The organism is Maribacter sp. 6B07 (assembly GCF_002700155.1).
Classification (GTDB): Bacteria; Bacteroidota; Bacteroidia; order Flavobacteriales; family Flavobacteriaceae; genus Maribacter; species Maribacter dokdonensis.
The window spans coordinates 1,350,236-1,377,033 of sequence record NZ_PDUT01000001.1 but is presented as its reverse complement, the minus strand read 5'-3'; the positions used below and the strand labels follow the sequence as shown (position 1 = coordinate 1,377,033).

General features: G+C 36.8%; 24 protein-coding genes. 6 read left to right on the top strand and 18 right to left on the bottom strand.

What is annotated here, in order from left to right:
* Positions 1-13 precede the first annotated feature (13 nt).
* From CSC80_RS05715 to CSC80_RS19430, 8 genes are all read right to left on the bottom strand, one after another.
* Positions 14-427, bottom strand: a complete 414-nt coding sequence (locus tag CSC80_RS05715; RefSeq protein ID WP_099190401.1) for a DUF6326 family protein — start codon at positions 425-427, stop codon at positions 14-16.
* A 322-nt stretch (positions 428-749) separates the two neighbouring features.
* A complete protein-coding gene (locus CSC80_RS05710) occupies positions 750-1,202 on the bottom strand; it encodes a hypothetical protein (RefSeq protein ID WP_099190399.1) in 453 nt (150 codons plus the stop codon).
* Positions 1,203-1,369: 167 nt separating this feature from the next.
* Positions 1,370-4,021: a TrlF family AAA-like ATPase gene (locus CSC80_RS05705; RefSeq protein ID WP_099190397.1), complete on the bottom strand. Its 2,652-nt coding sequence runs from the start codon at positions 4,019-4,021 to the stop codon at positions 1,370-1,372.
* A gap of 386 nt (positions 4,022-4,407) precedes the next feature.
* Positions 4,408-4,884, bottom strand: a complete 477-nt coding sequence (locus CSC80_RS05700; protein WP_099190395.1) for a methylated-DNA--[protein]-cysteine S-methyltransferase — start codon at positions 4,882-4,884, stop codon at positions 4,408-4,410.
* Between the two features lie 8 nt (positions 4,885-4,892).
* Entirely contained in the window at positions 4,893-6,017 is a 1,125-nt protein-coding gene (locus CSC80_RS05695) for a hemolysin family protein (protein ID WP_058104446.1), read from the bottom strand.
* A gap of 37 nt (positions 6,018-6,054) precedes the next feature.
* Positions 6,055-7,398: a serine hydrolase gene (locus tag CSC80_RS05690; RefSeq protein ID WP_099190393.1), complete on the bottom strand. Its 1,344-nt coding sequence runs from the start codon at positions 7,396-7,398 to the stop codon at positions 6,055-6,057.
* A gap of 12 nt (positions 7,399-7,410) precedes the next feature.
* Positions 7,411-8,400 (bottom strand): porphobilinogen synthase, encoded by a 990-nt coding sequence (gene hemB / locus CSC80_RS05685; RefSeq protein ID WP_099190391.1) that lies wholly within the window; start codon positions 8,398-8,400, stop codon positions 7,411-7,413.
* Between the two features lie 20 nt (positions 8,401-8,420).
* Entirely contained in the window at positions 8,421-8,573 is a 153-nt protein-coding gene (locus CSC80_RS19430; RefSeq protein ID WP_167342549.1) for a hypothetical protein, read from the bottom strand.
* 159 nt (positions 8,574-8,732) lie between these two features.
* Here CSC80_RS19430 and CSC80_RS05680 point away from each other — a divergent pair, with 159 nt between their 5' ends.
* Positions 8,733-11,375 (top strand): DEAD/DEAH box helicase family protein, encoded by a 2,643-nt coding sequence (locus CSC80_RS05680; RefSeq protein WP_099190389.1) that lies wholly within the window; start codon positions 8,733-8,735, stop codon positions 11,373-11,375.
* Between the two features lies 1 nt (position 11,376).
* Here CSC80_RS05680 and CSC80_RS05675 read toward each other — a convergent pair whose 3' ends face one another.
* From CSC80_RS05675 to hemA, 7 genes are all read right to left on the bottom strand, one after another.
* Entirely contained in the window at positions 11,377-12,165 is a 789-nt protein-coding gene (locus tag CSC80_RS05675; protein ID WP_099190387.1) for a PhzF family phenazine biosynthesis protein, read from the bottom strand.
* A 13-nt stretch (positions 12,166-12,178) separates the two neighbouring features.
* Positions 12,179-13,123 (bottom strand): DUF4421 family protein, encoded by a 945-nt coding sequence (locus CSC80_RS05670; protein WP_091607719.1) that lies wholly within the window; start codon positions 13,121-13,123, stop codon positions 12,179-12,181.
* Complete coding sequence (gene hemF, locus CSC80_RS05665; RefSeq protein ID WP_074671063.1) at positions 13,114-14,016, bottom strand: oxygen-dependent coproporphyrinogen oxidase; 903 nt, start codon at positions 14,014-14,016, stop codon at positions 13,114-13,116. The genes CSC80_RS05670 and hemF overlap by 10 nt, the downstream gene beginning before the upstream one ends.
* Positions 14,006-14,548: a GNAT family protein gene (locus CSC80_RS05660; RefSeq protein WP_099190385.1), complete on the bottom strand. Its 543-nt coding sequence runs from the start codon at positions 14,546-14,548 to the stop codon at positions 14,006-14,008. The genes hemF and CSC80_RS05660 overlap by 11 nt, the downstream gene beginning before the upstream one ends.
* Positions 14,549-14,590: 42 nt before the next feature.
* Positions 14,591-15,622 (bottom strand): uroporphyrinogen decarboxylase, encoded by a 1,032-nt coding sequence (hemE, locus tag CSC80_RS05655; RefSeq protein ID WP_099190383.1) that lies wholly within the window; start codon positions 15,620-15,622, stop codon positions 14,591-14,593.
* 167 nt (positions 15,623-15,789) lie between these two features.
* The gene (gene hemC, locus CSC80_RS05650; protein ID WP_099190381.1) at positions 15,790-17,370 is read right to left on the bottom strand and encodes a hydroxymethylbilane synthase; all 1,581 of its coding nucleotides are present in this window, start codon (positions 17,368-17,370) and stop codon (positions 15,790-15,792) included.
* A complete protein-coding gene (hemA, locus tag CSC80_RS05645; protein WP_074671081.1) occupies positions 17,367-18,623 on the bottom strand; it encodes a glutamyl-tRNA reductase in 1,257 nt (418 codons plus the stop codon). The genes hemC and hemA overlap by 4 nt, the downstream gene beginning before the upstream one ends.
* Positions 18,624-18,815: 192 nt before the next feature.
* On the opposite strand from hemA, the gene CSC80_RS05640 reads away from it, so the two are divergent.
* Positions 18,816-19,712, top strand: coding sequence for an AraC family transcriptional regulator (locus CSC80_RS05640; protein WP_099190379.1), 897 nt, complete (start codon positions 18,816-18,818; stop codon positions 19,710-19,712).
* On the opposite strand, the gene CSC80_RS05635 is transcribed toward CSC80_RS05640, so the two are convergent.
* Positions 19,709-20,548, bottom strand: a complete 840-nt coding sequence (locus CSC80_RS05635) for an N-acetylmuramoyl-L-alanine amidase-like domain-containing protein (protein WP_099190377.1) — start codon at positions 20,546-20,548, stop codon at positions 19,709-19,711. The two genes, CSC80_RS05640 and CSC80_RS05635, sit on opposite strands and share 4 nt — an antisense overlap.
* A gap of 9 nt (positions 20,549-20,557) precedes the next feature.
* Positions 20,558-21,628, bottom strand: coding sequence for a mechanosensitive ion channel domain-containing protein (locus CSC80_RS05630; RefSeq protein WP_099190375.1), 1,071 nt, complete (start codon positions 21,626-21,628; stop codon positions 20,558-20,560).
* 176 nt (positions 21,629-21,804) lie between these two features.
* On the opposite strand from CSC80_RS05630, the gene hemH reads away from it, so the two are divergent.
* From hemH to CSC80_RS19425, 4 genes are all read left to right on the top strand, one after another.
* Positions 21,805-22,848 carry a ferrochelatase gene (hemH, locus tag CSC80_RS05625; RefSeq protein WP_099190373.1) on the top strand — a complete coding sequence of 348 codons (1,044 nt, stop codon included), beginning with the start codon at positions 21,805-21,807 and terminating at the stop codon, positions 22,846-22,848.
* Positions 22,849-22,878: 30 nt separating this feature from the next.
* The gene (locus tag CSC80_RS05620) at positions 22,879-23,652 is read left to right on the top strand and encodes a DUF3050 domain-containing protein (protein WP_099190371.1); all 774 of its coding nucleotides are present in this window, start codon (positions 22,879-22,881) and stop codon (positions 23,650-23,652) included.
* Positions 23,653-23,702: 50 nt separating this feature from the next.
* On the top strand, positions 23,703-25,079 hold the full coding sequence (locus CSC80_RS05615; RefSeq protein ID WP_099190369.1) for an MATE family efflux transporter: 1,377 nt from the start codon (positions 23,703-23,705) through the stop codon (positions 25,077-25,079).
* Positions 25,080-25,148: 69 nt separating this feature from the next.
* A complete protein-coding gene (locus CSC80_RS19425) occupies positions 25,149-25,289 on the top strand; it encodes a hypothetical protein (protein WP_156894553.1) in 141 nt (46 codons plus the stop codon).
* A gap of 1 nt (position 25,290) precedes the next feature.
* On the opposite strand, the gene CSC80_RS05610 is transcribed toward CSC80_RS19425, so the two are convergent.
* Complete coding sequence (locus CSC80_RS05610; protein WP_099190367.1) at positions 25,291-26,595, bottom strand: dienelactone hydrolase; 1,305 nt, start codon at positions 26,593-26,595, stop codon at positions 25,291-25,293.
* Positions 26,596-26,798: the final 203 nt, after the last annotated feature.

Below are 26,798 nucleotides of genomic sequence, written 5' to 3'. Positions count from 1 at the left end.
ACTGGCTTTTTTCTTAAAGTATTGGTTTTTCTTTGGGCCACTTCCAAGCATACCAAACAATTAATACGGTAATAATACTTTCTAAAAATGCCAAGAATACATAGAAACTATACCACTCGGTATTTGAATTGAAGCCAATAAATAACATCATTGTTGTAAACAATATTCCAAATACAATATTCAGAACACGATTTATTTTCGGTTTTAGGATAATTGAAAGTGCAACCATTACTGATGAAGTTGCCAAAATCATTGTGGCTATTAATAATTTGGTGGGACTATCCAAAATATTTTCTCCGGTAAGTAAACTGTTTATTTTTCCTGGTGTATAGAGTTCAAAATAATCTCCATATAAATAACAGAAAGTTGCTGATGCCCATAAAGCAGCAAGTTTAATTTTGATATTCACCTTTGGGTTTTCTAACATGTCCTTTAAAGTTTTAGAATACAAGTGCCTTTGTATGTATAAGACGCAAAATCTAATTAAATGGTTGCCTGAATTCTAAATTTGGTAGGGTTTTTAGCTTGTAGCCATCCGTTTGGTGAAGTTTAGTACATGGGCAAGAAAACCTTTTGTTGCCTTCTTAGCACGCAGCTAAAGCTTATTATTTAGGTTTATTTTTTCTTGTCCAAAGCTAAATCCATTCCCGATAGCTATCGGGGCAGCGACATTATAAAAATACGCAGACCTTTCGGCTTTGCCCTAAACTCCGCATTACGTTCAGGCTTTGTTGTTTGCTGGTTTTTTTTCATCCGATTACTCTTTCTGGAAACGATTCTAATTCTTTAGTCAATTCCTTCGCAACTTTTTTCAATTCCGCATTGTCCATTATGCAGTCAACATAATATTCTTTATTATCATTTGCATTTTGCGGTCGAGATTCCAAGTCAAATATTAGTCGGACAGTTTTTAAATCTGATTGATTTTTTATTAATTCAAATTTCAAATTCGGTTCCATAAACATAAGCGAATCAGAATTCGTTTCAATGTCATATGAAAGTTTTTCAAACCATTCGATTATTTCTTTTAAATCTCTTACCAAAAGTGAAGGGTCAATCGTTTCCCAATTTCCACAATCACTTTTTATTTTTAAATAAACTAACAACCAATTTGAGTCATATTCGCAATTCGTTATTTCAGGAAACTGGTAGTTAGTTATCCTAAATTCAACAGTTTGGTTATTTATTCCTTTAAATATCATTTATTTCAGATTGGTTTTTTCAGTTTGCGCACAACGGTCTCGTGTATGAGTAGTAGCGGATTTCTACTCATAAACCTTTCGGTTTTGCACTGACCTTTGTTTTATGTTTTTCCTTTTGTTTTATCACTTAAACCGCTCTTACTTATACACATTGTTACCTGCTGGCTTTACTTAATTCCATATATTTCTTGTCTTTGAGTGAAAGCTCTTTTTCCACCTTCTAAAATTTCACAGCATTTTTCTCTCGTCTCTTTTCTATCGATAGAACCAGCATTCAATACGTGAGATTTAATACTCGTACTTTTCAACGGAATTATTAATTCAGCGTCACCTAAAACAGCTATGTTGGCATTATGTGTTACAATTATTACTTGTCTTTGTTCTTTTATCTTTCTCAAGTTTTTGACAATTGTCTTGTAGATGAATTCACTATCTAAATTATCTTCAGGCTGGTCTATTATTAATGGCTTATTACTGTCAGAGAGCATAAGTATTCCTAAAAGCACCGAATGTTGTTGACCTAAAGAAAGTTGAGAGATAGGTTTACTGTAGTACTCAACTCCGCCTTTTCCATCATCTATAGCTTTGGTTACAATAATGGAAGGGAAATCTTCAAAATTTAAAGCTTCGTAATCTTCGAAATTATTGTCTTTCATTGTTTTGTCAATAATACTAGTAGCTTCAAACTCTGATAATAGTTGATTACCATCATTATCTTGAATGGCTAATAAAGTTGCTTTATCCCCTTTTTTACAAATTTCTACGAATTCAAAAGGTGACACGTTTTCTGAAATGACCTTGGATTTTTTAAAGTTTCTCCAATCCATTTTTGAACGTAAAAGGGCTTCAAAGTCAGGTGAGAATTTACCCTTCTTGTATTTTATTGATATGAAAAAACCATCAATAGTGTTTTTTAAATCGGCATTAGCCTTTTTTGCAAAACTATTGCGTTGAGTAAAAACATCGTTTTTTAATTGAACTCTTTTTGCAATTAAGCCGTCTCTAACTAAAGATAATTCCTTTAATTTTTTCTTATCAAGATTGAGTTTTGTAATGATTTTTTGATAGTCAACTATGTCTTTAGATATTTGATTTATTTTGCCCAAATCAAACGGTATTCCCTGTTTTTCTAACTCTATTTTCTTTGCATCAATTTTATCTTGGATAGATTTCTCTTTGGCTTTCCAATTATTGAGTTGTTCATTTAACTCTGCTATTTTAGCGGATAATTCTGCATTTAATTCACCTGACTTGGCTTTCACTACTTTTGAAAAGTCAGACACTATTTCTTTTACTTTTTTAAAATAGTCTTTTCCTACAATAATATCTGTGTCTTCTAAGGCTTCGAAATTCGTGAATGTGTCATCATCACTTAGGATTTCTTTGTAGTTTTTAACAAGCTGATTCAAATCATTTATTAGTTCACTTCTTATATCACGTTCTTTAATCAAAGCGTTTTGATATTTGACTAATTCTCCTGCTTTTTCCTTTTGAAGGTTCTGTAATTTTTTCTGCTCATTTTTTAAGGCTTTTTCAGTTTCTTCAAAACTTAAAAGTCCTATTCGAAGTTTTTTAGCCTCGCTTTGATTATCTAAGAGCAAGGTTATTAATTCTTTATCTTCAACACCTTTTGCACCTAACTTTAAAAAACTATCTAAAAAGTCAATAAGTACTTTAGGATTTTCATCACTATGTTGAATTGTATCTGCTGTTTCTCCTTGACCGTAGGTTTCAATATCAACTTTTAAGATACCATTTATAGGGTCTGTAATGTTTTGAAGTTCATTATTTTTCTCTCTTGCAAAGTTTATAGTTTGGTTAGCTTCATCTGTATATTTTAGTTTTATCTTTTGTGGCCAAACGTCAGAATCAACAACACTTGATTTTGAATTATTTCCAGTTGTTTCTCTAATAGCTTCTAAAAGTGTAGACTTTCCTGCTCCACGACTACCGATAATGCAAGTTAAATTGTTACTTAAATTAATTTCTATTTTATCTAACAAACCACCTTCAATTGAAATACTTTCTATTATTGGTCGCATTTCTGGGACTTCATTCTCAAGTCGAACTCTGGATTCGTGAGATAACAATGCAATTTTTATTGAATGAAAATCTAGCTCATCAACTTTGAATCTAGTTAATTTTGTTTCTCCTTCTGCATTTGTTCCTAATCTATTTAAGGTATGTGAATCTGATGACATCAGTTTGGGTAGAGAATAACCGTCATCATATTCTAAATGAGCTTTTCTAAGTTTTATAAGTCTTTTTCTGTCTGGGCTATCATCTAATTCTGTATATAAATTAATACTTGTTTTTGAGTTTATTTCAAGCCCTAATAAATTTTCATTTTTTAAAATTTCTTCAATCGGTGGACCAAAGCGACCAATTGTTTTCTCAAATCCCGATGGCAATTCTATGTGAGCAAGAACTCCAAAACCACCATAATTTTTGGCTAATTCTAGACATTCTACAATTCCTTGATTGCATAATGTTTTTTCTTTATTGATTGATAGATTGCCAAAAAAATCTCTTAGGTTTTTATAAGTCTCAAAGTAAACTAATAAATGTCCTTGAGTTGTACTTATTTCAACTCCAGGTATTACTAGAAGGTTTTTATCTTTAGCATATTCAATCGCAGTATGAGAATTTTGAATTTCATTGTGGTCAGTAATACTTATAATGTGCAAGTTTTTTTCAATTGCTGTATCAACAATTGCATTTGGTGTCATTGAAGTATCAGTAACATCGTATGAACCAAACTCACCATAGGAATGGATATGTAAATCAGCTCTTAAAAATTTTGCTCCAATGTTTTTCATTTCGTTTTTTCAGCTTGCAGGTAACTATTGTTTATGTACACAATTGCACATATTCTCCAATATAGCGGAATATGTACAATTGTTTTTCTGTTCACTAATATAGTATTAAAGAATAAACCTACAATAATCACCTGGATCTCCATTACGGGAAACCATAATGGTACTACTTTTTAATGATTTTAAAGAAGTACCTACAAAACGGGCGTAAAATCTCCCAACCGACCCACTGGTCTGTTTTATAAAGTAAAAAAAGAATAGTGATGTTCATATTGTACGATAGCCATGGCAATAGTATCGACCAAATGCACCTACTGTTTCGTTTAAAGGGAAATATGGGCACGTAACCAACCAAGCGGTCTGTTTTTTGTAGGGTTTTAGAAGTGTGTTTAAAACAAACTTTGCTGTTTTGCTGGACTCTCGTGGTTCAATAACCACTGTTTTCTGTGTAGACCGCCGGCGTAACCGGTAAGTGATCCATCTGTACCGATCACTCGGTGGCAGGGCACTACGATCCATAACGGATTTCTGGCATTTGCAGATGCTGCGGCACGGGTAGCATTGGGATCTCCCAACGCCTTTGCCAATTCTAAATAGGATTTTGATTTCCCGTAGGGTATGTTCTGTAATGCTGCCCAAACCTTCTTTTGAAATTCGGTACCCACGGGGTTCAAGGTTAAATTGAACTCCGTTCTTGCTCCCTCAAAATATTCGTTGAGTTGGTACACGGCATCTTCTAAGGATTCCGGTATCACATCGGTTAATGGTTCATCGGAGTTGAGTACGGTAATGGCGGACACTCCTTCCGCATCGCCAACAATTTTGGCAACGCCTAAAGGGGTTTTTATGTACGCAATATCCTCCATGTTCCCAATTATTCGTCCGGCGATGTGGGTTTTTCAATTACTCCCGTGGCTTTTGCACGTGTTTCCCAGTTTTTTCGGGCAAGACTCTGCAGATCGGCAATATTGTCGCTCTCGTCCATGATTTCAAGTCCCAGTAGGGTTTCTATAACATCTTCCATAGTGACCAAACCACTTACGGAGCCATATTCATCCACTACAAGAGCAATGGCTTCGCGTTTTTGAATGAATATCTCAAACAACGTAGGGATCGGTGTGCTTCTACGTGTAACCAGGATTTCTCGTTTGATCTCCTTTAAAGGAATGTCACCGTTCTTATTGATCATTTCTTCAAGAACGTTATCCTTAAGAACAAAACCGGTAATGTTATCTATTTTGTCCGTATACACGGGTATTCTAGAGAAGCGTAGTTTAGGGTTGTCCTCAAAGAAATCTGCAATGGTCTTTTCATCGGATGCAATTTTCATTACGGCACGTGGTGTCATAATATCCTTCACTAACACTTCATCAAATTTCAATAGGTTTTTGATGATGGTAGATTCCGATTTTTCAAACACACCCTCTTCATGTGCCATATCTGTCATGGCATGAAAATCTTCGCGACTCAAAACACTGCCATGGTGATTGCCACCGCCTACCATTTTGGTAAACAGGCGCAACAACCAAAGTAGACCGGTGTATTTAAGCCCTAGCACCATAATGTTCAATGCCTTGGTAGAAAAATTCGCCAATTGTTTCCAGTAAGTTGCCCCAATGGTCTTCGGTATTATTTCAGAGGCCACAAGAATAAGTATGGTCATGATGGTTGAAACCACACCTACCATAACATCCTCAGTAAATTCTATGCCAAAAATAGAACTGGTTTCACTACCGTACAGCTCCGCATACGCCGCTTTTGCCTGTACACCTACCAAAATTGCACCTACGGTGTGGGCAATGGTATTGATGGTCAAAATAGCGATCAAGGGTTGATCCACATCTTTTTTCAATGCCTCTAGCGTTGTTGCATAGCTTTTGCCCTCCTTCATTTTCACATTGATGAACGTTGGGGTAATACTCAGTAATACTGCTTCTAGAATAGAACACAGGAACGAGAAGAAAATGGATATGAATGCGTAAAATATAAGTAAGCCCATAGGGTTGTTTTAGAAATCTAAGATATTGATAAATATACTAATGATCGTGCTGTTTTGATCTATCAAATGCGCTATAAAATATTTGTTGAATGGCGGGGCGTATATTTAGGTCGTAAATATTACGGTTTTCACGGGTTGGAAATACCCTGTTCGATAGAAAAATATATACTAATTGATGTTCCGGATCTGCCCAAACAAAAGTGCCGGTAAAGCCGCTATGACCAAAACTGGTGGCACTCACTTCTGGCGCCGGATAGGCATTTGCCAAGGTAAACTGATCATTTTTTAAATAGGGCTTGTCAAAACCTAAACCTCGCCTATTATCATTTGCAGGATATTGTACACTTGTAAATTCTTGCACGGTGTTCTTGGAGAGGTACTGCTTGCCATTGAAAAGGCCGCCCTGTACATACATTTGCATAATGATCGCTAAATCTTGCGCTGTACCAAATAGACCGGCATTCCCTGAAATACCGCCCAGGAGCGATGCATTTTCATCATGCACCCAACCTTGCGTTAGGGTATGTCTGTACAGGGTATCTATCTCGGTAGGTACAATGTTGTTGCTAAAATTCTTAGTGCTGGGTAAGAACCCGAAGGTTTTCATACCAAGTGGTTTATAAAATTGCTCCTCCAAATATTGCTCGTAGGGCATGCCCGTTAGTTGAGTGATTAGTTCTGGAAAAATGAGGAAGGATAAACCGGAATATTTATATTTTTTGTCAGCAGCTACTTCAGAACGATTGATGATACGGTACATTTTTCGGTTGAATCTATTTTTAACATAGATGTCTTTAAAAGCCCGATTGCTGAAGTTGCGATTTGCTTTTGTACGAAGGAACCTATTTTTAAACCGACCGTTATTTTTTAAGGTCTTGCTTAAGAATACAATGTAAGGTGCTAACCCAGCCTGATGCGCCAAAATCTCCCGTAGCGTTATGTTTCTTTTGTCCTTATGCCTTTTCCAAGGTTTCCAATAGGTGCTAAAAGGTTTATCTAAATCCAACTTCCCCTCATCTACCAATTTCATGATGGCAGGTAAGGGACCTAAAATTTTGGTGACCGATGCTAGATCATAAATATCATCCAATGCCACAGGCTGAATGCTATCATAGGTATGAAATCCGTAGGCATGGTGAAAAATGATGTTTCCCTCTTTAGCCACTAAAACTTGTGCACCGGGGAAAGCGTTATTTTTTATACCATTGGTTATAATACTATCTACCTTGCGATATACAAAGGCAGAATCCAATGCGTAGGTCTTCAAGGAAGATTCTTGTAAACTAGAACCCACCGGAAGCAACAACGGTGTGGTCCGCTCTACCTGTGCAAAGCCAACAGCGTAAAATAAACCGAAAAGTATAAATAAATAATTACGCATGTAAACCGTTTTTTAACCTAACAATTTAACGGCATCTTTGGCAAAGTAACTAGCTATGATATTAGCACCCGCTCTTTTAATCGCGGTCAATTGTTCCATCATTACGGCATCATGATCTAACCATCCTTTTTCTGCGGCTGCTTTTACCATAGCATATTCACCTGAAACTTGGTATACGGCAACGGGAACATCAACCTCATTTTTAATTTCACGAACAATATCCAAATAGCACAATCCCGGTTTTACCATCACGATATCCGCACCTTCATCAATATCCAACTGCGTTTCTCTAATAGCTTCAAATCGATTCGCATAATCCATTTGATAGGTCTTTTTATCCTTAGGTACATTTTTAATATCTACGGGAGCGGAATCCAAGGCATCCCTAAACGGACCGTAAAAAGCACTGGCGTATTTAGCGCTGTAGGCCATAATACCGGTATCTAAGTAACCTTCGTCTTCCAATGCTTCACGAATGCTGAGAATACGACCGTCCATCATATCACTAGGGGCAACAAAATCTGCACCCGCCTTGGCATGGGATACGCTCATTTCGGTCAAGACCTCAATGCTTTCGTCGTTCAATATTTCGCCATCGGCTACAATACCGTCATGACCGTAAGAGGAGTAGGGATCCAGGGCAACATCTGTCATCACCAACATTTCAGGACATGCATTTTTTACGGTTTTGATCGCCAATTGCATTAATCCGTTTTCATTTAAGGCCTCAGAACCTTTGTTATCCTTTAAGTTATCTGGAACTTTAACAAATAATAGCACTGAATGTAAACCCATTTTCCAAAGCTCTTTCACTTCTTTGGTCAAATTATCTAAACTAAGTCGGTAATAATTGGGCATAGAAGGTATTTCTTCCTTGATTCCCTTACCCTCCACTACAAATAACGGTACTAAAAAATCGTTGGGTGAAATAATGGTTTCACGAACCAAACTGCGTACAGCTTCTGAACTTCTTAATCTTCTGGGGCGTATAAGTGGGTACATAATTCTATTTTTTGTTTCCTTTATTTTTTAGATTCTTGACTTTTTTTAATGATGCTCTTTAACCGTTCTTTTCTAAGCGCTGCTTCCTTCTTCAATTTGTTCTTCTTTCTATCCATGAGCTTGGCATGCTTTGCTTTGTTCAATGTGTTTTTGGCCTTGCCTTTTTTTGCCATATTCGAATATTTAAATTCAAACGCTCAATCGCTTTAAAGCCTTAGTTGTTATGCCATAAAACGTGCATCTCTTGAAGTTTTACAAAAATAGGGGAATTTGAAGAATAGCTACAGTGGTTATTACTTATTTTTATGGGCTTAGCCGATAATTGATTCTTGATGCAAAAATTCAGAGAACTATTAAAGTTCAAATATACATGGCGTAGCTATCAACAAAAATTTTTGGATGGTTTTCAAAGTCATATTAAAGACGAACATTTACATGTTGTTGCACCACCGGGATCGGGTAAAACCATACTTGGCTTAGAAATTCTAATTCGTATAGGTAAACCAACCTTGGTTTTGGCGCCTACATTGACCATACGTAACCAATGGCGTTCTCGGTTGTTAGATTTTTTTGCAGTTCATAAAGATTTTAATGAGTATTCACTAGACCTAAAAAAACCTAGCTTAATTACCTTTTCAACCTATCAATCGTTATTTGCCTTAACCAAGTCTTTTGATGAAAATGAGAAACAACAGCTGTTAGATTTTATCACATCCCATGGCATTAAAACCTTGGTTTTAGATGAGGCGCATCACCTTAAAAATGAATGGTGGCAATGCCTTTATCATTTAAAGCAAATAGAAGGTCTAACGGTGGTCTCGTTGACCGCAACTCCGCCTTACGATAGTTCTACAACTGAAATCAATCGTTATTTTAGTTTATGTGGTCCTATTGATGATGAAATTGCAGTACCAGATCTTATTAAGAACGGAGACCTTTGTCCGCATCAAGATTTTGTGTATTTCTCCAAGCCTGAGGAGGCACAGATCAAATACATTGTAAACTACCGTGAGCAAATTTTAAATTTTACCAATCAACTTCTTGCAAATAAGGAGTTACAAGAGGCGTTGATCACTCAGGATTTCTATGTTCACCCAAAGGAATCTTTGGAATATATCTATCAAAACCCAACTTTTTTTAGTTCGGTTATTATTTATCTGAATGCTTGCGGTTATGCCGTAAATGAGCAGAACTTAAAAATTCTTGGTTTTTCTAACAATGATGTAAACTTTCCCAGTTTTACCTATGAATGGTCAGAAGCATTGTTACAGCATTTATTGGTGGATCAGCGGGAAGCATTTAGTGCTCTTGAAGCAATTTTATTGCCTTTGGAAAAGGAACTAAAGCGTATAGGTGTTCTCGAAAATAAGCGGGTAAATTTTGTTGGTGATGAGGTTTTGTATAGAAACTTATCCAATAGCCCTAGCAAGCTTGAAAGTATTTATCAAATTGTAAAAAGTACAAATGCCAATTTGGGTGATGCTGCTAGAACCGTCATTTTGGCTGATTTTATCCGAAAGGAGTTTTTAAATTTTGAAGGAAACGATACTAAAGCTTTAAACAAGCTTGGGGTAGTGCCTATTTTCAAATACATTTTGGAAAAGCAAAGTGATTACTCACAACTTGGTGTGTTAACAGGGTCATTGGTGCTATTGCATGAAACTGTTTTGCCAAATTTGAAAGCCCTTTTGGCTATTGAAAAGCAGCATGTGCAGGCTGTTGAGGGTGCTGTTGGGTATCTTTTTATACAAGTACCCGATACGCTTAAACATAAAATAGCAGAGTCTATTACGCAGTTATTTCAAGATGGAGCAATAAAAACCTTGATCGGTACAAAAGCTTTTCTGGGCGAAGGATGGGATGCTCCTTGTATTAATACCTTGATCTTGGCATCTTATGTAGGTTCTTTTGTTTCATCAAATCAAATGCGAGGTCGCGCCATTCGTGTAGATGCAAATAATCCTGATAAAACAGGTACTATATGGCATTTGGCTTGTTTGGACCCAACTGCTACCGATGGTGGTAAAGACATGGAAAAACTGCAGCAACGTTTTGAAGCCTTTACAGGGGTGTCGCTTCGTGATGAAATTTATATTTCTAACGGAATAGACCGATTGGTATTGCCTCCGCAATGGGATGAAAACACCCATTTAGCAACGATTAATGCAGAAATGCTAGAAACCGCACAACAGAAATCTGACTTTCTATATAGATGGAATCACGCCATTGAAAAAGGTTCCATTTTGGTGCGCGAACTTAAGATACCATCTGCCGGTGATCAGCCTTTTGCCAAAACAAAAAAATTACATGCCTTAAATGTAGGTAAGTACGTGATGCTTGAAGTAGTATTAGGGGTGTCTATGTTTGTTCCTGAATTTTTAATTAAAAATATGGGTGCCGTTTTGGGCAAAGGCATTTTGCAGGTTTTTTATATATTCTGCGCAGCCCTTCTTCTTGGTTTTGGACCAAAAACGTTCAAAGCATTAAAGCTTTACGTTCTATTTGGCAATCAATACAAGAAAACAAAGAAAATAGCAAAAGCGGTGTTGGGGTATTTGCTAGATGATAAGACTCCGTATTTTGAATCGAACAATGCTACCATACATGCCGAACAGGATTTAAAAGGAACTTTTGCTATCTATTTAAAAGATGCTAGCCAACATGATAGTAATGTATTTATTTCTCTTTTAGAAGATATTATAGCACCCATTGACAATCCACGTTATCTATTGGTAAACAGTAATTGGTTTAAGCGAAAGTTGAACATTAGAAATTACTACGTAGTTCCAAAGGAAGTAGCTAAAAACAAAACCGAAGCTTTGATTTTTCAAAAACATTGGAACGCACATGTAGATGGCTCTAAAATACTTTTTACGAGAACCTTAAAAGGTAGAAAAGTGCTGTTAAAGGCTAGATTTGCCCATCTAAAATATCAATTTGAGGAGGTGTCTAAAAAAACGATTACCTGGAAATAGTTTAAATGTTTATTTCCCCAACCAAATAACAAACCCCGTTACCCGATATTTTTACGCGGTCTCCATGATATTCACATTGTATATCGCCGCAACGCTCAGACAATTGTTTGGCGGTCATTACTTTCTTGTTCAATTTCTCTGACCAATATGGGGTTAAGGTGGTATGTGCAGATCCGGTAACAGGATCTTCTGGAATACCGCATTGCGGAGCAAAAAAGCGTGATACAAAATCTACATCGTTACCCTTTGCAGTAATAATGACACCTCTACAATCCAACTCGTTCAACAAATGAAAATTTGGTTGCATGGCTTCTATTTCCTCCTGGGTTTCATAAATAAGCATGTAATCGGTTTTGCCTTTAAAAATTTCCAAAGGTTTTTTTCCTATTGCTTCCGTGATATTTGGTTGTTCTGTAACAGCAGTTACAACATCGGTAGGGAAGTCCATCGTTAACAAACCCGAGTCGTTTTTTTGCACCAATAATTCTCCGCTTCTTGGAGAAATAAACCGTAGGGTATTTTCTTTGAAACCATAGTAATAGTATAGTACAAAGGCTGTTGCCAACGTGGCATGACCACAAAGATCAACTTCAACTTCTGGGGTAAACCAGCGTAACTCATAATGATCATCTTTGGCAACGGCAAAAGCAGTTTCGGCTAAATTATTTTCAGCGGCTATCTTTTGCATGGTGTCATTTGCTAGCCATTTTTCAAGAATACAAACCGCTGCAGGATTGCCACCATATAATGTGGTAGTAAACGCATCGATCTGATAAATTTTTTGCATCATGGGATAAGGATTATCATTCTATACCAAATTTACGACTTATCTCATCGGCTTTAGCGATCCATTTTTTAGGGGCATCAAATCTATACCCTACATAGAATTCTAAAAAACTGATGGAATCGTCCAAAATAAAATTCTCATCGGAAGTATGACTTAATAATTGCGTATTGATATTTACACCGCCAAAGAAGGATTCGGAATTATATCCGCCTGTCATTCTGAAAACCAATTGTGCCAAGCCGTTAAAAGAGTTCTTACCGTCCGTACTTGAATAATTGAAACCTAAACCACCGGTTGCACCAGCAGAAAGCAGGTAATTTTCGTCAAATATCCAATTGTAATAGTACCCGGGACCAATAGCCATTTTGAACGATTTTTCCAATTGATTCTCGATCAGCGGATCTTCCAATTTAAATTTGGTATAATAATACGTTATGCTGGGAATAAAGCTACCTACGCTTTGTTTTTGCCATTCGTTCTGAAAACCGATGGCTCTAAATGAAAAATCCGGATTAAATATGTAGCTAGAACTTCCGCCTATTTTTAAGGTCTTTAAGTCATCTATGGGCAAGGTGATATCTTGTGTGCGTATAAAGAACCCCTTTTGCTTGTAATAATCTATGGTCTGCATGTACTGCCCAAAGAATGTTCTAATATTAAAGGTGATTAATTTGGAGTCTCCGTTATCCTTATTTTCCGAAAGGAAATTGGGGGCATAACCCAGATCAACTTCTAAAAACCGAAATAAAATGGACAAGCCCAAATAGCTCTTGTCATTGGGTATAAACTCCGTTTTGTTACGTGTTATCTTATCTCTAAGCGTAAAACTATTGGAAGTCGTCTGTAACGCTAGTCGAAGTGTAATTTTATCAGGGAAGTCTTCCTTGTAGTGAGAGTTTTGAGCGGTACACCAGCTAATTGAGCAACATATACCCAAAAAAAGCAGTACCCTTAAACCCATGCTTTTGGTGCTTTTAAAATATGTAATAAACGTTCTTCTTCACTGCCTTTTTCGGGTTGGTGGTCATAACGCCATTGTACATGTGGAGGCAAGCTCATTAAGATACTTTCTATTCTTCCGTTCGTCTTTAGTCCGAATAAAGTTCCTTTGTCATGGACTAGATTAAATTCTACATACCTTCCTCTTCTGATTTCTTGCCAATCTCTTTGTTCCTTAGTGTAGTCAAGGTCTTTACGTTTTATAACGATTGGTACATAACATGATAGGAAACTGTTACCTACTTCCGTAACAAAGTCGTACCACTGTTGCATATTCATCTCTGGAGTAGCTTTACAATAGTCAAAAAATAAACCGCCTAGTCCACGCGCCTCATTTCTATGGGTGTTCCAAAAATACTCATCGCATCTTTTTTTATAAGTATCATAAAATGTTGGCTGATGTTTGTCGCATGCTGTTTTACACACTTGGTGAAAATGAACGGCATCTTCATCAAAAAGGTAATATGGAGTCAAATCCTGACCACCGCCAAACCATTGATCTACAATTTCACCTTGCTCATCATACAATTCAAAATAACGCCAATTGGCATGAACGGTAGGCACCATAGGATTTTTTGGGTGCAAGACCAAGCTTAATCCGCATGCAAAGAAATTACCTTCCTTCACTTTAAAATATGCTTTCATACTATCGGGCAATTCGCCATGAACACCAGAAATATTTACGCCTCCTTTTTCAAACACTGCCCCATTTTCTATAACACGGGTTCTACCACCACCACCTTCCGGTCGTTTCCAGATATCTTCTTGAAAAGTAGCTTTACCGTCTACTTCTTCTAATTTCGCGGTTATCGTATCTTGAAGTTGTTGTATGTATGCGTAAAATTTATCTTTCATTTTCTAAAACGTAAAGTTCCATATCTAACGGTTCTTCGTTAGGTGGGGTAAAGGATTTTTTTAAGGTTTCTTTCCAAAGATAACCACATTTTTCTGCGACCCTAATGCTACCAATATTCGTTTTGTGTACAAGAATCCGTAGCGTATTAATATTCGGTAATTGTAATGCCCATTTAGAAATGGTTTCTACCGCAATAGTGGTGTACCCTTTATTGGCTTGGTTATAATCTATGCAATAGGCTAATTCTGCTTCATTTTTAGCAAGATCAATAGCTTTTACATACACCAGCCCTATTATTTTACGGTTTTGAGGCTTTTTTAAGGTGAATAGATATTCCTCGTTTTTAATAAACTCGCTGACTTTCTTTTCAACAAAGAGCTTGGACAGGGTCGGATTTAAATTTGACGCAAGTGTACTAGGGAAAAATCTGCTTAAGTGATTTTCGTTTGCACAGCAAAAATCACATAATCGCCACCCGTCTCGCTCAGATATAGGGTTAATTTCGAAATCTGGTAGTTGAAAAGAATTCATGATGCTACTGTAATTTCGGCTATATGTTACAAATGATTGGAATTAAGCCGGCTTATATTCTTTTACGGCGTCAATAAAGGCTTTTGCGTTTTCTACTGGAACATTGGGTAAAATACCGTGCCCTAAATTAACCACATAGCTATCCTTACCAAACTCGTTGATCATTTGGTGAACCATTTTCTTGATTTCTGCCGGTGGAGAAAGCAATCTGGCAGGATCAAAATTTCCTTGAAGGGTAATTTTGCCACCACTTAAATAACGTGCGTTTCTTGCCGAGCAGGTCCAGTCCACACCCAATGCAGATGCACCTGATTTTGCCATATCGCCCAAAGCGAACCAACAACCCTTACCAAAAACAATGACCGGAGCCTCTTCTTTTAAAGCATCTATAATCTGCTGAATGTACTGCCAAGAAAATTCTTGATAATCTGTTGGTGATAACATACCACCCCAAGAATCAAATACCTGTACTGCATTTACACCAGCAGCCACTTTAGCCTTTAAATAAGCAATGGTGGTATCGGTAATTTTTTGAAGCAATTCATGTGCAACAACGGGCTGTGTAAAACACAATTCTTTAGCCTTATCGAACGTTTTGCTGCCTTGACCTTGTACGCAATAGCATAAAATAGTCCAAGGGGAACCTGCAAAACCGATCAAAGGAACTTCATTGTTCAGCTTTTCTTTGGTAGCTTTTATAGCTTCCATTACATACCCTAAGGTTTCATGAACATCTGGAACAATGACGCTATCCAAATCTTTCTGATTCCGAATAGGATTCGGTAAATACGGACCAAAATTCGGTTTCATCTCCACATGAATGTTCATGGCCTGTGGTATCACCAAAATGTCACTAAAAAGAATAGCGGCATCCATACCATATCTACGAATAGGTTGTACCGTAATTTCAGATGCCAATTCAGGAGTCTGACATCTTGTGAAGAAATCATATTTTTCCTTGATTGCCATAAACTCAGGTAAATATCTACCCGCTTGGCGCATCATCCACACTGGTGGTCTATCTACAGTCTCACCTTTTAATGCTTTTAGAAATAGGTCGTTTTTTAAGCTCATATTCTTTTAATAGCTTTTAGCTGCCAGCCTTTGGCTTTTAGCTATTTTTTATTTTACTAATTAGACCATGGGTCATTTTAGATTCTTTTTGAATTAATTCAAATATTGACCTCAAGTCTCTTATTCTATTGCAACTATGTTAACAGCCAACAGCTAAAGGCAATGTATTAATCCTGATAATCTCCATTCACCAATTCAATAACACTTTCTACCGTTGGTATTTTGGCAACTTTTACTTCTGTGAAATGTTCCCTGGCCGCTTTTGCAGTGGTTTCGCCTATGCAATACGCAATTTTGTCTGCCGAATTTTCTTGAAGATAACTTTCAACGTTAGACGGACTAAAGAACATGATGCCTTTTACGGATTCTGGTATGGACTTACCGGATAATTTTGTTCTATATGCTTCAATGGCATTGACCGTAATATCGTTTTCCTCTAAAATAACAGGCAATTCTTCCAAGCTAAGATTTCCGTGAAAATAGGTTACTTCTGTACCATCAATAAATTCCACTAAGTGATTGGCCAGGTCTTTCGCATTGTTTTCGTAATGCGTTATTTTGCCAAACTTATTTTTTATAAATCGTCTTGTTTTTCTACCTACACAATAGATATTCTCAAAATTTAATTCGGACACATCTCTACTTGCCAATACTGCTTCAACCGCATTTTTGCTGGTGAAGACTACATTCTTGTGCTCCTTTTTAAGAACAATCGGAGAAATACGATTAAAATTGATTTTTATGAAATCATCTGAATCCGCATTTACAGAAATATTAAGGCTAAGTTGCTGTTGAGGTGTAAGTTTCTTTGTAGAAAAAATGTTTACCTCGGTTCCGGCACTTGCCAATTCGGTCATTAAACGTCTACCACCTCTGGCCAAAATGGTCTTGGCACAATCTATACCTAAATTTTGGTGTTTCCCTAGTGGTGCGGTTAGCTCTGTTTCTAATTTTTTACTTCCATCAACATTTAACAATACGCCTTTTAGCGTTACAATATTTTCTTTGTTGATATAGGATAGTGCCCCTATAGGTGCGCTACAACCACCTTCCAGTTCCCTAAGAAATTGTCTTTCCAATGTAACGCAGGTATCGGTTTCCTCATGGTTCAGTTGTGCACATGCTTCACGAACTTCTTCATTGTTCTCCATGGCTACTACCATAATTGCTCCTTGGGCAGGTGCGGGCAACATCCAGGTAAGACCAATGGTATTCTCTGGTTCTAAACCAATACGTTCCAGGCCTGCAGCGGCAAAAATGGCACCGTTCCATTCATTATTGTACAATTTCTCTAAACGGCTGTTTACATTTCCCCTTAGATCTACAACAGTGTGTGTTGGGTATCTGTTGAGCCATTGTGCCTGTCTACGTAAACTACCGGTAGCGATAACGGCATTGCGTGCTCCCAAAAACTCTTCATTGTCCTTAAATGCCATGATATCCATGTAATTGCCACGTTTTAAAACAGCGGCCTTTACAATCCCTTGCGGCAGGGCAGTGGGTACGTCTTTCATGGAGTGTACGGCAATATCAATATCCCCATTGATCATGGCAACATCCAATGTTTTGGTGAACACCCCGGTGATACCTAATTCATATAAAGGCTTATCTAAAATTAAATCTCCCGTAGATTTTACAGGAACTAATTTTACAGTATGGCCTAATGCTTGTAGTTGATCTTTTACGGTATTTGCCTGCCATAGCGCTAACTCGCTATCGCGTGTGCCTAATCGTATTACTTTACTCATTTCTCGTCCAATTCTAATTGAAAAACTTTTTGGATAAATTCTAAACTTGAATTGGAATCTACCGAGTCATCTTTAAGATGATTTGCAAATTGTTTGGTTATTTTTTGAATGATGCGATTGGTAACCACATCTGCCTGGTGCGAATTGAAATCTACCGTTTTTTTAGATTGATAGTCAAGCTCCTCATCTTTAATGGTCTTCAATTTCTTTTTTAAAGCTTTAATAACAGGAGCAAATTTTCTGGTTTCTAACCACTGGTTGAAATCATGCTTTACTTCTTCATTTATAGCTTCTGCATCTGGAATGTATTGTTTTCTACGTTCCAAGGTTTCATCTGTCATTTGAGATAAATGATCTAAATGGATTACGGTTACGTTGTCCATATTGGAAACGGAAGCGTCAACATTTTTAGGAACGGACAAATCTAATATCAATAAAGGTTTATTGGTATAGATCAATTCTTTGGTAATCGTTGGTTTTTGTGCACCTGTGGCAACCACCAGAATATCCGATTTTCTTATTTCAGATTGTAAATCGCCATAATCTTTTACCATAAGGTTGAACTTCCCTGCAATTTGTTCAGCTTTACCTTTGGTTCTATTGATAAGGGTGATATGTGAATTTTTGGTGTGCTTTATTAAATTCTCGCACGTATTGCGACCAATCTTACCAGTACCAAATAATAAGATGTTCTTATCCGATACATTTTCAACGTTACGCATAATGTATTGTACAGATGCGAAGGCTACCGATGTAGCTCCGGAAGAAATCTCAGTTTCGTTTTTAATACGTTTACTGGCTTGTATGATGCTATTGCAAAGACGCTCAATGAACGGATTGGCAATACCAAATTCTTTAGATCGCTTAAAACTTTGCTTTAGTTGGCTAATGATTTCAAAATCCCCAAGTATCTGACTGTCCAAACCTGTACCTACACGAAACAAGTGATTGATAGCTTCTTTGTTCTTGTAGACATATGCCACTTCTTGAAAAGCTTCAACGGTTCCGTTAGAGTGGTCACATAATAATTTTATAAGTTGAAAAGGGTGTTGGGCAAAACCGTGTAACTCGGTTCGGTTGCACGTAGAGGTGGCCAATAAACCATCTATTCCCTGCTTTTTAGCTTCAGTAAGTAATTTACCAATGGCAATTTCGTCTAAACTAAATTTACCACGGGCCTCGGCATCGGCCTTTTTATAGTTAAGGCCAATGGTGTAAAAGGAGTTGTGTTTAGAAATGTGATAGTCCTTCATAAAGCGGGTACAAAAATATGGTCATCAATTCAATAAAAACAACGCTAGAGGTACTATTAATGTCGTCTGCCGAATTTTTAGATAAAAAATGACATTTATCAGTTAATTAGCTATAATTTTATAGTGTTATCAGCGAATAGTAGGTGTTTTATTTAGATGCTTTCTAAATAGAATAAAAATAGAAATTGAAAAATGGAAGATAAAAGTAACGCTCAAGGGTCATACGATGAGGTTTTGATAGAAGACGGATTCTATGTGCTAAAGTTTCAGAATGAGGAGGATAGGATGGTACAGTATACCCGTGATATCAATAAGCGGTTCATACAGTTTCACTTCTGTCTTAAGGGAAGCGGAGCCTATAATTTTAATCAAGGAAATTATTGTCTAGATGTTAAGGAAGAGAATTCTTTACTGTTGTATAACACCCAATTAGACCTTCCTTTAAATTTGGACCTTAATCCAAAATCCTCATTGGTTTCTGTGGTGATGACCTTACGAAAATTTCACTCCCTCTTTACGGCAGAGGCAGATTATATTCCGTTTTTAAGTGCAGATAACAAAGAAAAAAAGTACTATGCACAAGAACCTTTTTCGCCCTCTATTGCCGTTATATTAAGTCAGATCGTGAATTATAATCTACATCCTTCTATAAAATCGTTGTACGTAAAAGGTAAGATTTATGAATTGATTGCCTTGTACTTTAATAGAAGTCCTAATGCAGATATTGAACAATGCCCATATTTGGCAGATGAGGAGAATGTAAAGAAAATCAAAAAAGCCAAAGAAATTATTTTGGCAAATATGGCCGAACCACCAACATTGGCAGAACTGTCAAGTGAAGTAGGCCTGAGTTTAAAACGCTTAAAAGAAGGTTTTAAACAAATTTACGGCGATTCTGTGTACAGCTTTTTATTTGATCATAAGATGGATTATGCAAAGCGGTTATTAGAAACCGGTCAGTATAATGTGAATGAAATAGGGTTAAGGGTTGGGTATAGTACTTCTAGTCACTTTATTGCGGCATTTAAGAAAAAGTATAATACAACACCTAAAAAATACTTGTTGGCCTTGGCGGGAGGTACTGCTTAAAGAGGTCTTGCCACCATAATACCCGTATTGCTTTTAATGCCTTTTAAATAATCTGCCAACGGTTTTTTTGATACTTCAACCTCCATAGACCCGGTTGATGCATGTAGTAAGTGAATTCTACCATCTTTTTCTCTGGTGGCAATACCCGTATGGGTTACATCTAAACCGTTAATGGAAGTTGCTAAAGCAATAATATCACCTGTTTGTATTAAATGTTCGTTGGCTGCAATATCATCTTGGGCCAGTACACAAATAGCCTGATTATTTAAATAGTTCTCTGAAGCTTTAATTTTTGAGAAATTGACATCATCTGACAAGAAGGGATATAAATCTCGGTGTGTACTCATAAAATTGATATCCTTTGTGATTGCTGCTCCACCAATTTCACCGGTAATATCTTTAAGAAGTCCTTTTTCGGCATTGTTGGCAATCCACTCAGAGAAATAATGAAGGCGAGAGGCGTAACCATTTAAAGAACCATCTTTATATCTTATAATTTCCAAATTTTTTAAGTAGGCATCAAACGATTTTTCTTGTTGGCGAAGTAATAGTGAAAATGCAAGCACGTTTTCCACAAAAGTGGTGCAATCTAATCCTTGTAGATTTACTACTAAAGTTTCTGTATTGCCAATTTCTAAGGTTTTGGCAACATACGGAGTTTGCATAAATGTTTTACCAACGCTGACCATGGTGGCGCCAATATCATCCTGATACATTCCGTCGATTTCAACTAGTTTGCTTTCTACAGCCGTGCTGTCTTTTGGCGAGCAGGTGATTTGTTGGGCTTGAACTGAAATGCACCCACAAAGAAAAAGAATCAAGAATATATGTTTCATTAAGCTAAATTATGAATTGTTATTTTCTTCCGTAGATTTTTCCAATAAAACCCTGTTCTTGGCTATACTCTCAGGATAATTTTTCTGTAAAAAAGTAATGAGCTTTTCACGAACATGAACACGTAGATCCCAAGCAGTGGGAGAGTCCTTAGCGCTCATAAGGGCTCTTATTTCTACACAATTCTGTTTGCTATCGGTTACTTGAAGTACATTAACCTCTTTGTCCCATAAATCTGTACTTTTTAAAATCTTGGTCAGTTCTTCACGCAAGGCATCAAAAGGTACAGTATAGTCGGTATAAAGAAAAACGGTTCCTAAAATATCAGATGAGGTTTTGGTCCAGTTTTGAAATGGTTTTTCAATAAAATACGTAGTGGGCACGATCAACCTTCGCTTGTCCCAAATTTTTACTACGACATAGGTCAATGTTATTTCCTCAATTCGTCCCCATTCACCTTCTACAATGACCACATCATCAATTTTTATGGGTTGCGCAATGGCAATTTGAATACCTGCCAAAACGGTACCTATCATTTTTTGTGCTGAAAAACCTATAATAATACCAGCAACACCTGCAGAGGCAAAAATACTTACGCCAAGCTCACGTATACTTTCAAAGCTCATAAGAACTGCGCCAATGGCCAATATAATGATGGTAAAAATAAATATACGTTCCAGTATGTTGAACTGTGTGTAGATTTTTCGGGCTTTCAAATTATTTTCTACGTGAACATCATAGTTACTGACAATTACAGTTTTTATAATCTTTAATAAATTGAGCAACAACCAGGTTAAAGATGCAATAAAGAGAATAGTACTTGTTTTCTTAAACCAGTAATCATGCTCTTCTAATTGTAATAAAGTTCGTATAGACTCCGATCGCAACCAAATCGAGAATATGATCAAGAAAATGGGTCTACTAATTTTTTTGAATGCTCCGTTTGGTAGTAGATATTTAGGGTCTTTACCATATTTTTTGATGAAAAAGGAAATGACCCAATAGGCAATTAGAACACCAAGGGTAGAAGCTATAAAGAAGTAAAGTGCACTTTTTGGTACCGTATCAAAAAAAGTATTCATATAAAATGGGTTAGAGATCTCTATACTCTACAACTTACTAAAACAAAATAACACTAAAAATTTATTGGCCTGTTATTAGTTTGCTTTATAGAAGTATAGAAAAACTATTGTCAAAAATTAAAATATCATCTATGTTCAAGTGTTATTTTTGCATTTGAAAAATAAACACATACGCTATGAAAGGAGTTTTATTGGTTAATTTAGGTTCGCCTGATAGTCCTACCCCAAAAGATGTTAAGCCTTATTTAGATGAATTTTTAATGGATGAGCGCGTAATAGATGCGCCCAAATGGCTAAGAACAATTTTGGTAAGGGGAATTATTTTACAGACCAGACCAAAAAAATCTGCTGAGGCCTATGCTAAAATTTGGTGGGAAGAAGGTTCTCCTTTAATTGTAATCTCTGAACGATTTACCAATAAATTAAAGACAGAGACCAAAATGCCAGTTGCCTTGGGTATGCGCTATGGCACCATGACCATTAAAAACGCCATGCAAGAATTAAAGGATAAAGGTGTGGACGATGTGCTTTTAGTACCACTTTACCCTCATTATGCCATGTCTAGTTTTGAAACGGTAGTGGTAAAGGTACTTGAAGAGCAAGAAGCTTCATTTCCTGGAATGAAAATAACTACCTTGCCTGCTTTCTATAAACATCCGGAATTTATCAAGGTGTTATCGGAAAGTATAAAAGACGGGCTGAAAGGCTTTGATTACGACCACGTTTTATTCTCTTACCACGGTATTCCAGAACGTCATATCCGTAAGAACGATCCAACCAGATTTCACTGTAAAATAGACGGTACATGTTGTAATGTTAATTCCGTAGCTCATAATACCTGTTATAGACACCAAGTTTATGACACAACCAAAATGGTCAAGGAATATTTAGGGTTACAAGAGGAACAAGTGAGTACTTCTTTTCAGTCGCGTTTGGCGGGTGACCCATGGCTAAAGCCTTATACCGATTATGAGTTTGAACGATTGGCGAAAGAAGGCAAGAAGAAATTAGCGGTTATTACTCCCGCTTTCGTGAGCGATTGTCTTGAAACGTTAGAAGAAATAGCTATGGAAGGCAAAGAACAGTTTTTAGAAGCTGGTGGAGCTGACTACAAACATATACCTTGTATGAACGATAATGATGCTTGGGTAAAGGTCATGGCCAAATGGGTCAATGATTGGGAAGAGACCAATAAGTTAGATGTTGCTCCAAGCACATAAATTTTTAATAATTCTAAGAAAATCACCGCTATGAAAATCGAAGAAATAGAAATTATATTAGAGCCTTTAAGAGAGCAATTAAGAAATCATGTCCTTTATAACAAATTAAAGTCTGTTGAGGATATCCAAATATTCATGGAAAGCCATGTATATGCCGTATGGGATTTTATGTCGCTCTTGAAAGCATTACAAATTAACCTTACTTGCACAACATTACCGTGGAAACCGGTAAAGAATACAAATACCGCTCGGTTTATTAATGAGATTGTTTTAGAAGAAGAAACAGACGTAAACGAATTGGGAGCATTAAAAAGTCATTATGAAATGTACTTGGATGCTATGGTAGAAGTAGGTGCGGATACTAGTAAAATAACCGATTTCCTAAGTAAAATTGATTCGCTTGATACGGTTTTAGCAACAATTGGTAATGCCAATTTAAATGATGCCGTACAATCATTTTTGTCATTTACTTTTAAAACGATACAAACGCAAGAACCTCATAAAATTGCAGCTGCATTTACTTTTGGTAGGGAAGATTTAATACCTGATATGTTCTTGAAAATTGTAGATCAGGCTGGTGATAATGCATACCCTAAATTAGAATACTATCTAAGAAGGCATATAGAATTGGATGGGGATGAACACGGTCCGCTTTCTTTAAAAATGATTCAAGAATTGTGTGGTGATAATGAAGCCAAATGGCACGAAGTATTAGAATGTTCTGAAAAGGCATTAAAAGAGCGTATTAATTTGTGGGATCATATAGCAGATTCCATTGTTAAAAATCAGTCGACTGTAGTGTAGCGCTATTATTTCTTCTAAGAATGAAAAATTAAAAGTTAAAACTCAATGCAATGGCAAACGTTTCCGCAGAACAATTAGGAACGGAATCAATATCTAGTTTGCTTATAAAACAAGCATTGCCTGCCAGTATCGGTATTTTGGTAATGTCACTCAATGTTCTAGTAGATTCTATCTTCGTTGGTAATTGGATAGGGTCCATTGCTATTGCAGCTATAAACGTAGTTTTACCCATTTCTTTTTTTATAGGAGCTTTAGGTATGGCCATTGGTATTGGCGGTGCCAGTATTATTTCAAGGGCCTTAGGTGCAGGAAATAAAGAGAAGGCATTACGTACTTTTGGTAATCAAATTTCATTTACCATTTTGATCACCACAACAATGGTTGCCGTAGGGCTTACTTTTGTTGATACCCTAATCCCTGCATTTGGCGGTAAGGGCTCTATTTTTGAGTTGGCTAAAATCTATTATGTTATTGTACTGTATGGTGTCCCTTTCTTGGGTCTTAATATGATGGGCAATAATGTGATCCGATCGGAAGGCAAACCCAAATTTGCCATGATCGCCATGATAATTCCGTCAATTGGGAATTTGATTTTGGATTATTTGCTTATTAACGTGATGGATTACGGTATGGAAGGGGCCGCTTGGGCCACAACCATAAGTTACTTGCTATGTTTTCTTTACATCGTTTATTTTTTTCTGTCCCATAATTCAGAATTAAAACTGAGTCCAAAATATGTACGCATCAAGTTTTCAATAATCAAGGAAATAAGCTCACTTGGGATGGTGACCCTTTCTCGACAGGCTGTAGTGAGCGTAATTTATCTATTGATGAATAATATTCTTTTTGATTTGGGAGGTGAGGCAATGGTAGCGGTATATGCAATTATTGGTAGAATGTTAATGTTCGCCCTTTTTCCGGTATTTGGTGTTACACAAGGCTTTTTGCCTATTGCAGGGTTTAATTATGGTGCTGAAAAGTACGATAGGGTAAAAGAATCTATATACACAGCTATAAAATATGCGGCAATATTGGCAACAATTGTCTTCGCCGGACTCATGATTTTTCCTGCTGAAATAGCCGGACTCTTTTTAAGCCATAAACCAAATATGAGCGAATTGGAATTGGCAACCAATGCATTTGTTTTGGAGAATACCCCTTCTGCCATGCGATGGGTATTTGCCGCTACTCCCATTATTGCCTTACAGCTTATTGGTGCGGCATACTTTCAAGCCATAGGTAAAGCTGTGCCGGCATTGTTATTGACCTTATGCCGACAAGGGTTCTTCTTTATTCCCTTAATACTGATCCTACCAAATTTTCTAGGCGAACTAGGTGTTTGGATTTCCTTCCCCATTGCAGATGTACTTGCAACTATTGTTACAGGGTATTTTTTGAAAAAGGAAATTGATAAGAATTTGGTTTAATTCAATAGTAAATCAAACCTTACAAAACATATTCCGTAAGTAGCGTTAGAAACGCTAAATAATACGAATATGATTTTTATCTTATCACAATTAATTGCGGTTGCCATATTTCTATTGGTATGGAAATTGAAAGAGTTGATTTCCAATCAAAACACATATATGAAGCTGCTAAAGGAAGAAGTTCCTAAAGCAGCTAAATTGAGAAATTAGGTTAGTTTGCAGGTTGTGCATGTAACAATTCCATTCCGGTAGATGACCTAGGTTTAAAACCTGTCCAGTCTTTTTCGTTGGAATCTTCCTGAACTTCAAAAAACTTGGTGTTGTCTTGGTTTTTTAAATGCTTACCTATGAAGGCAGTTACAAAATGCTGGTTTATATTATTCATTTTGCGCTGATCCCAAGATGGCTCTGCGTATCTGTAATATTCATCTATATGTAGACCTGGTGCCAAAGCTTCTGCTGGTGGTGGGTTAGGGGCTACATTATGTCTTGCATTCATATAGGTCAGCAAATAACGGTCGGCATTTACTGCACCCTCGTATATGGCTTTAATTCCCTTTTCATAACCAGAGATATCATCTTGGCTGCCGGCAATAAAGAAAGTAGGGGTTTTTAATCCTTTTAATCCTTCGGCATCCCAAACACCACGTTCCATTCCCCATGGTGCAAATGCTACGATTGCCTTAATTCTGGTATCGGTCATTTTTTCGTAATCAGCATTTCCGGCTGTATGTACTGAGATTGCAGTGCTGCCACCGGTCATTCCTGTAAAGAATTGTGCCAGACCAGCGCTATAACCGGCTCCACCTACATTTAATACGCCGTAGCCTCCCATGGAATACCCTATAATTGCGGTATTGTTAGCGTCTACTACACCTTCTAAATTATTTTTAGAGCCTTTTGCACCCATTTTTTCCATTTCATTGATAACAAAACGAATATCCTTTGGTCTATTCAATAATGTGCTTTGAAATGCATTGGCGTCTTTGAAAGTAGAATCGGTATGATCTATGGCGGCAACGATATACCCTTTAGATGCGAGGTTTTCGGTTAAATAGGTCATTAAGTATCTAGAGCCAACATAACCGTGAGAAACAACAACTAAAGGAAATTTATTTCCGGTCTTTGGTGTGGCATCTTTGTATGCGCGTCCCTTAAAGGTAAATGGAGTTAAAGGTCTTAACGAATCTCCCCTAGTCCCCATGACTTCATCATATACAACGGTTTTAGCATCGTCGCCTACATTGGCAGGATACCAAACTTCAATCGTAATTGGTCTGTCATACGTTGGGTCGTTACCTTCTTTTGAATTTAAAATATCTACTTGGTTGGGGTTAACAAGGTTTACCGTCTTTACACCTACCTTATATTCCCCTTTGGCACTTAGTTCTGGTGCATCTGGTAATTGGTCTCCGTAAAGAAAATCATTGGTTTGGGCATTAACCGTATTTATTGTCAATCCGTTGAATAGAATGACAATTAACGATGCCGAAAATAATAGTGCTCTAAATTTCATAATTGTTAGTTTGTTGCTCTAAATATAAGAATACTTTAATTGTTCGCATATTTTATTGTTAATGTTACAGAGCCGATTTTTTTACTTTCTGGGAGTACTTAATTATTTAAATAGGAATAGTTACCCTTCTTTTTGAAGATTGAATTTGTAAATGCCTAGTAAATTTTCATTTTGATAATAATCCTGTTCTAGAGATGCTAATA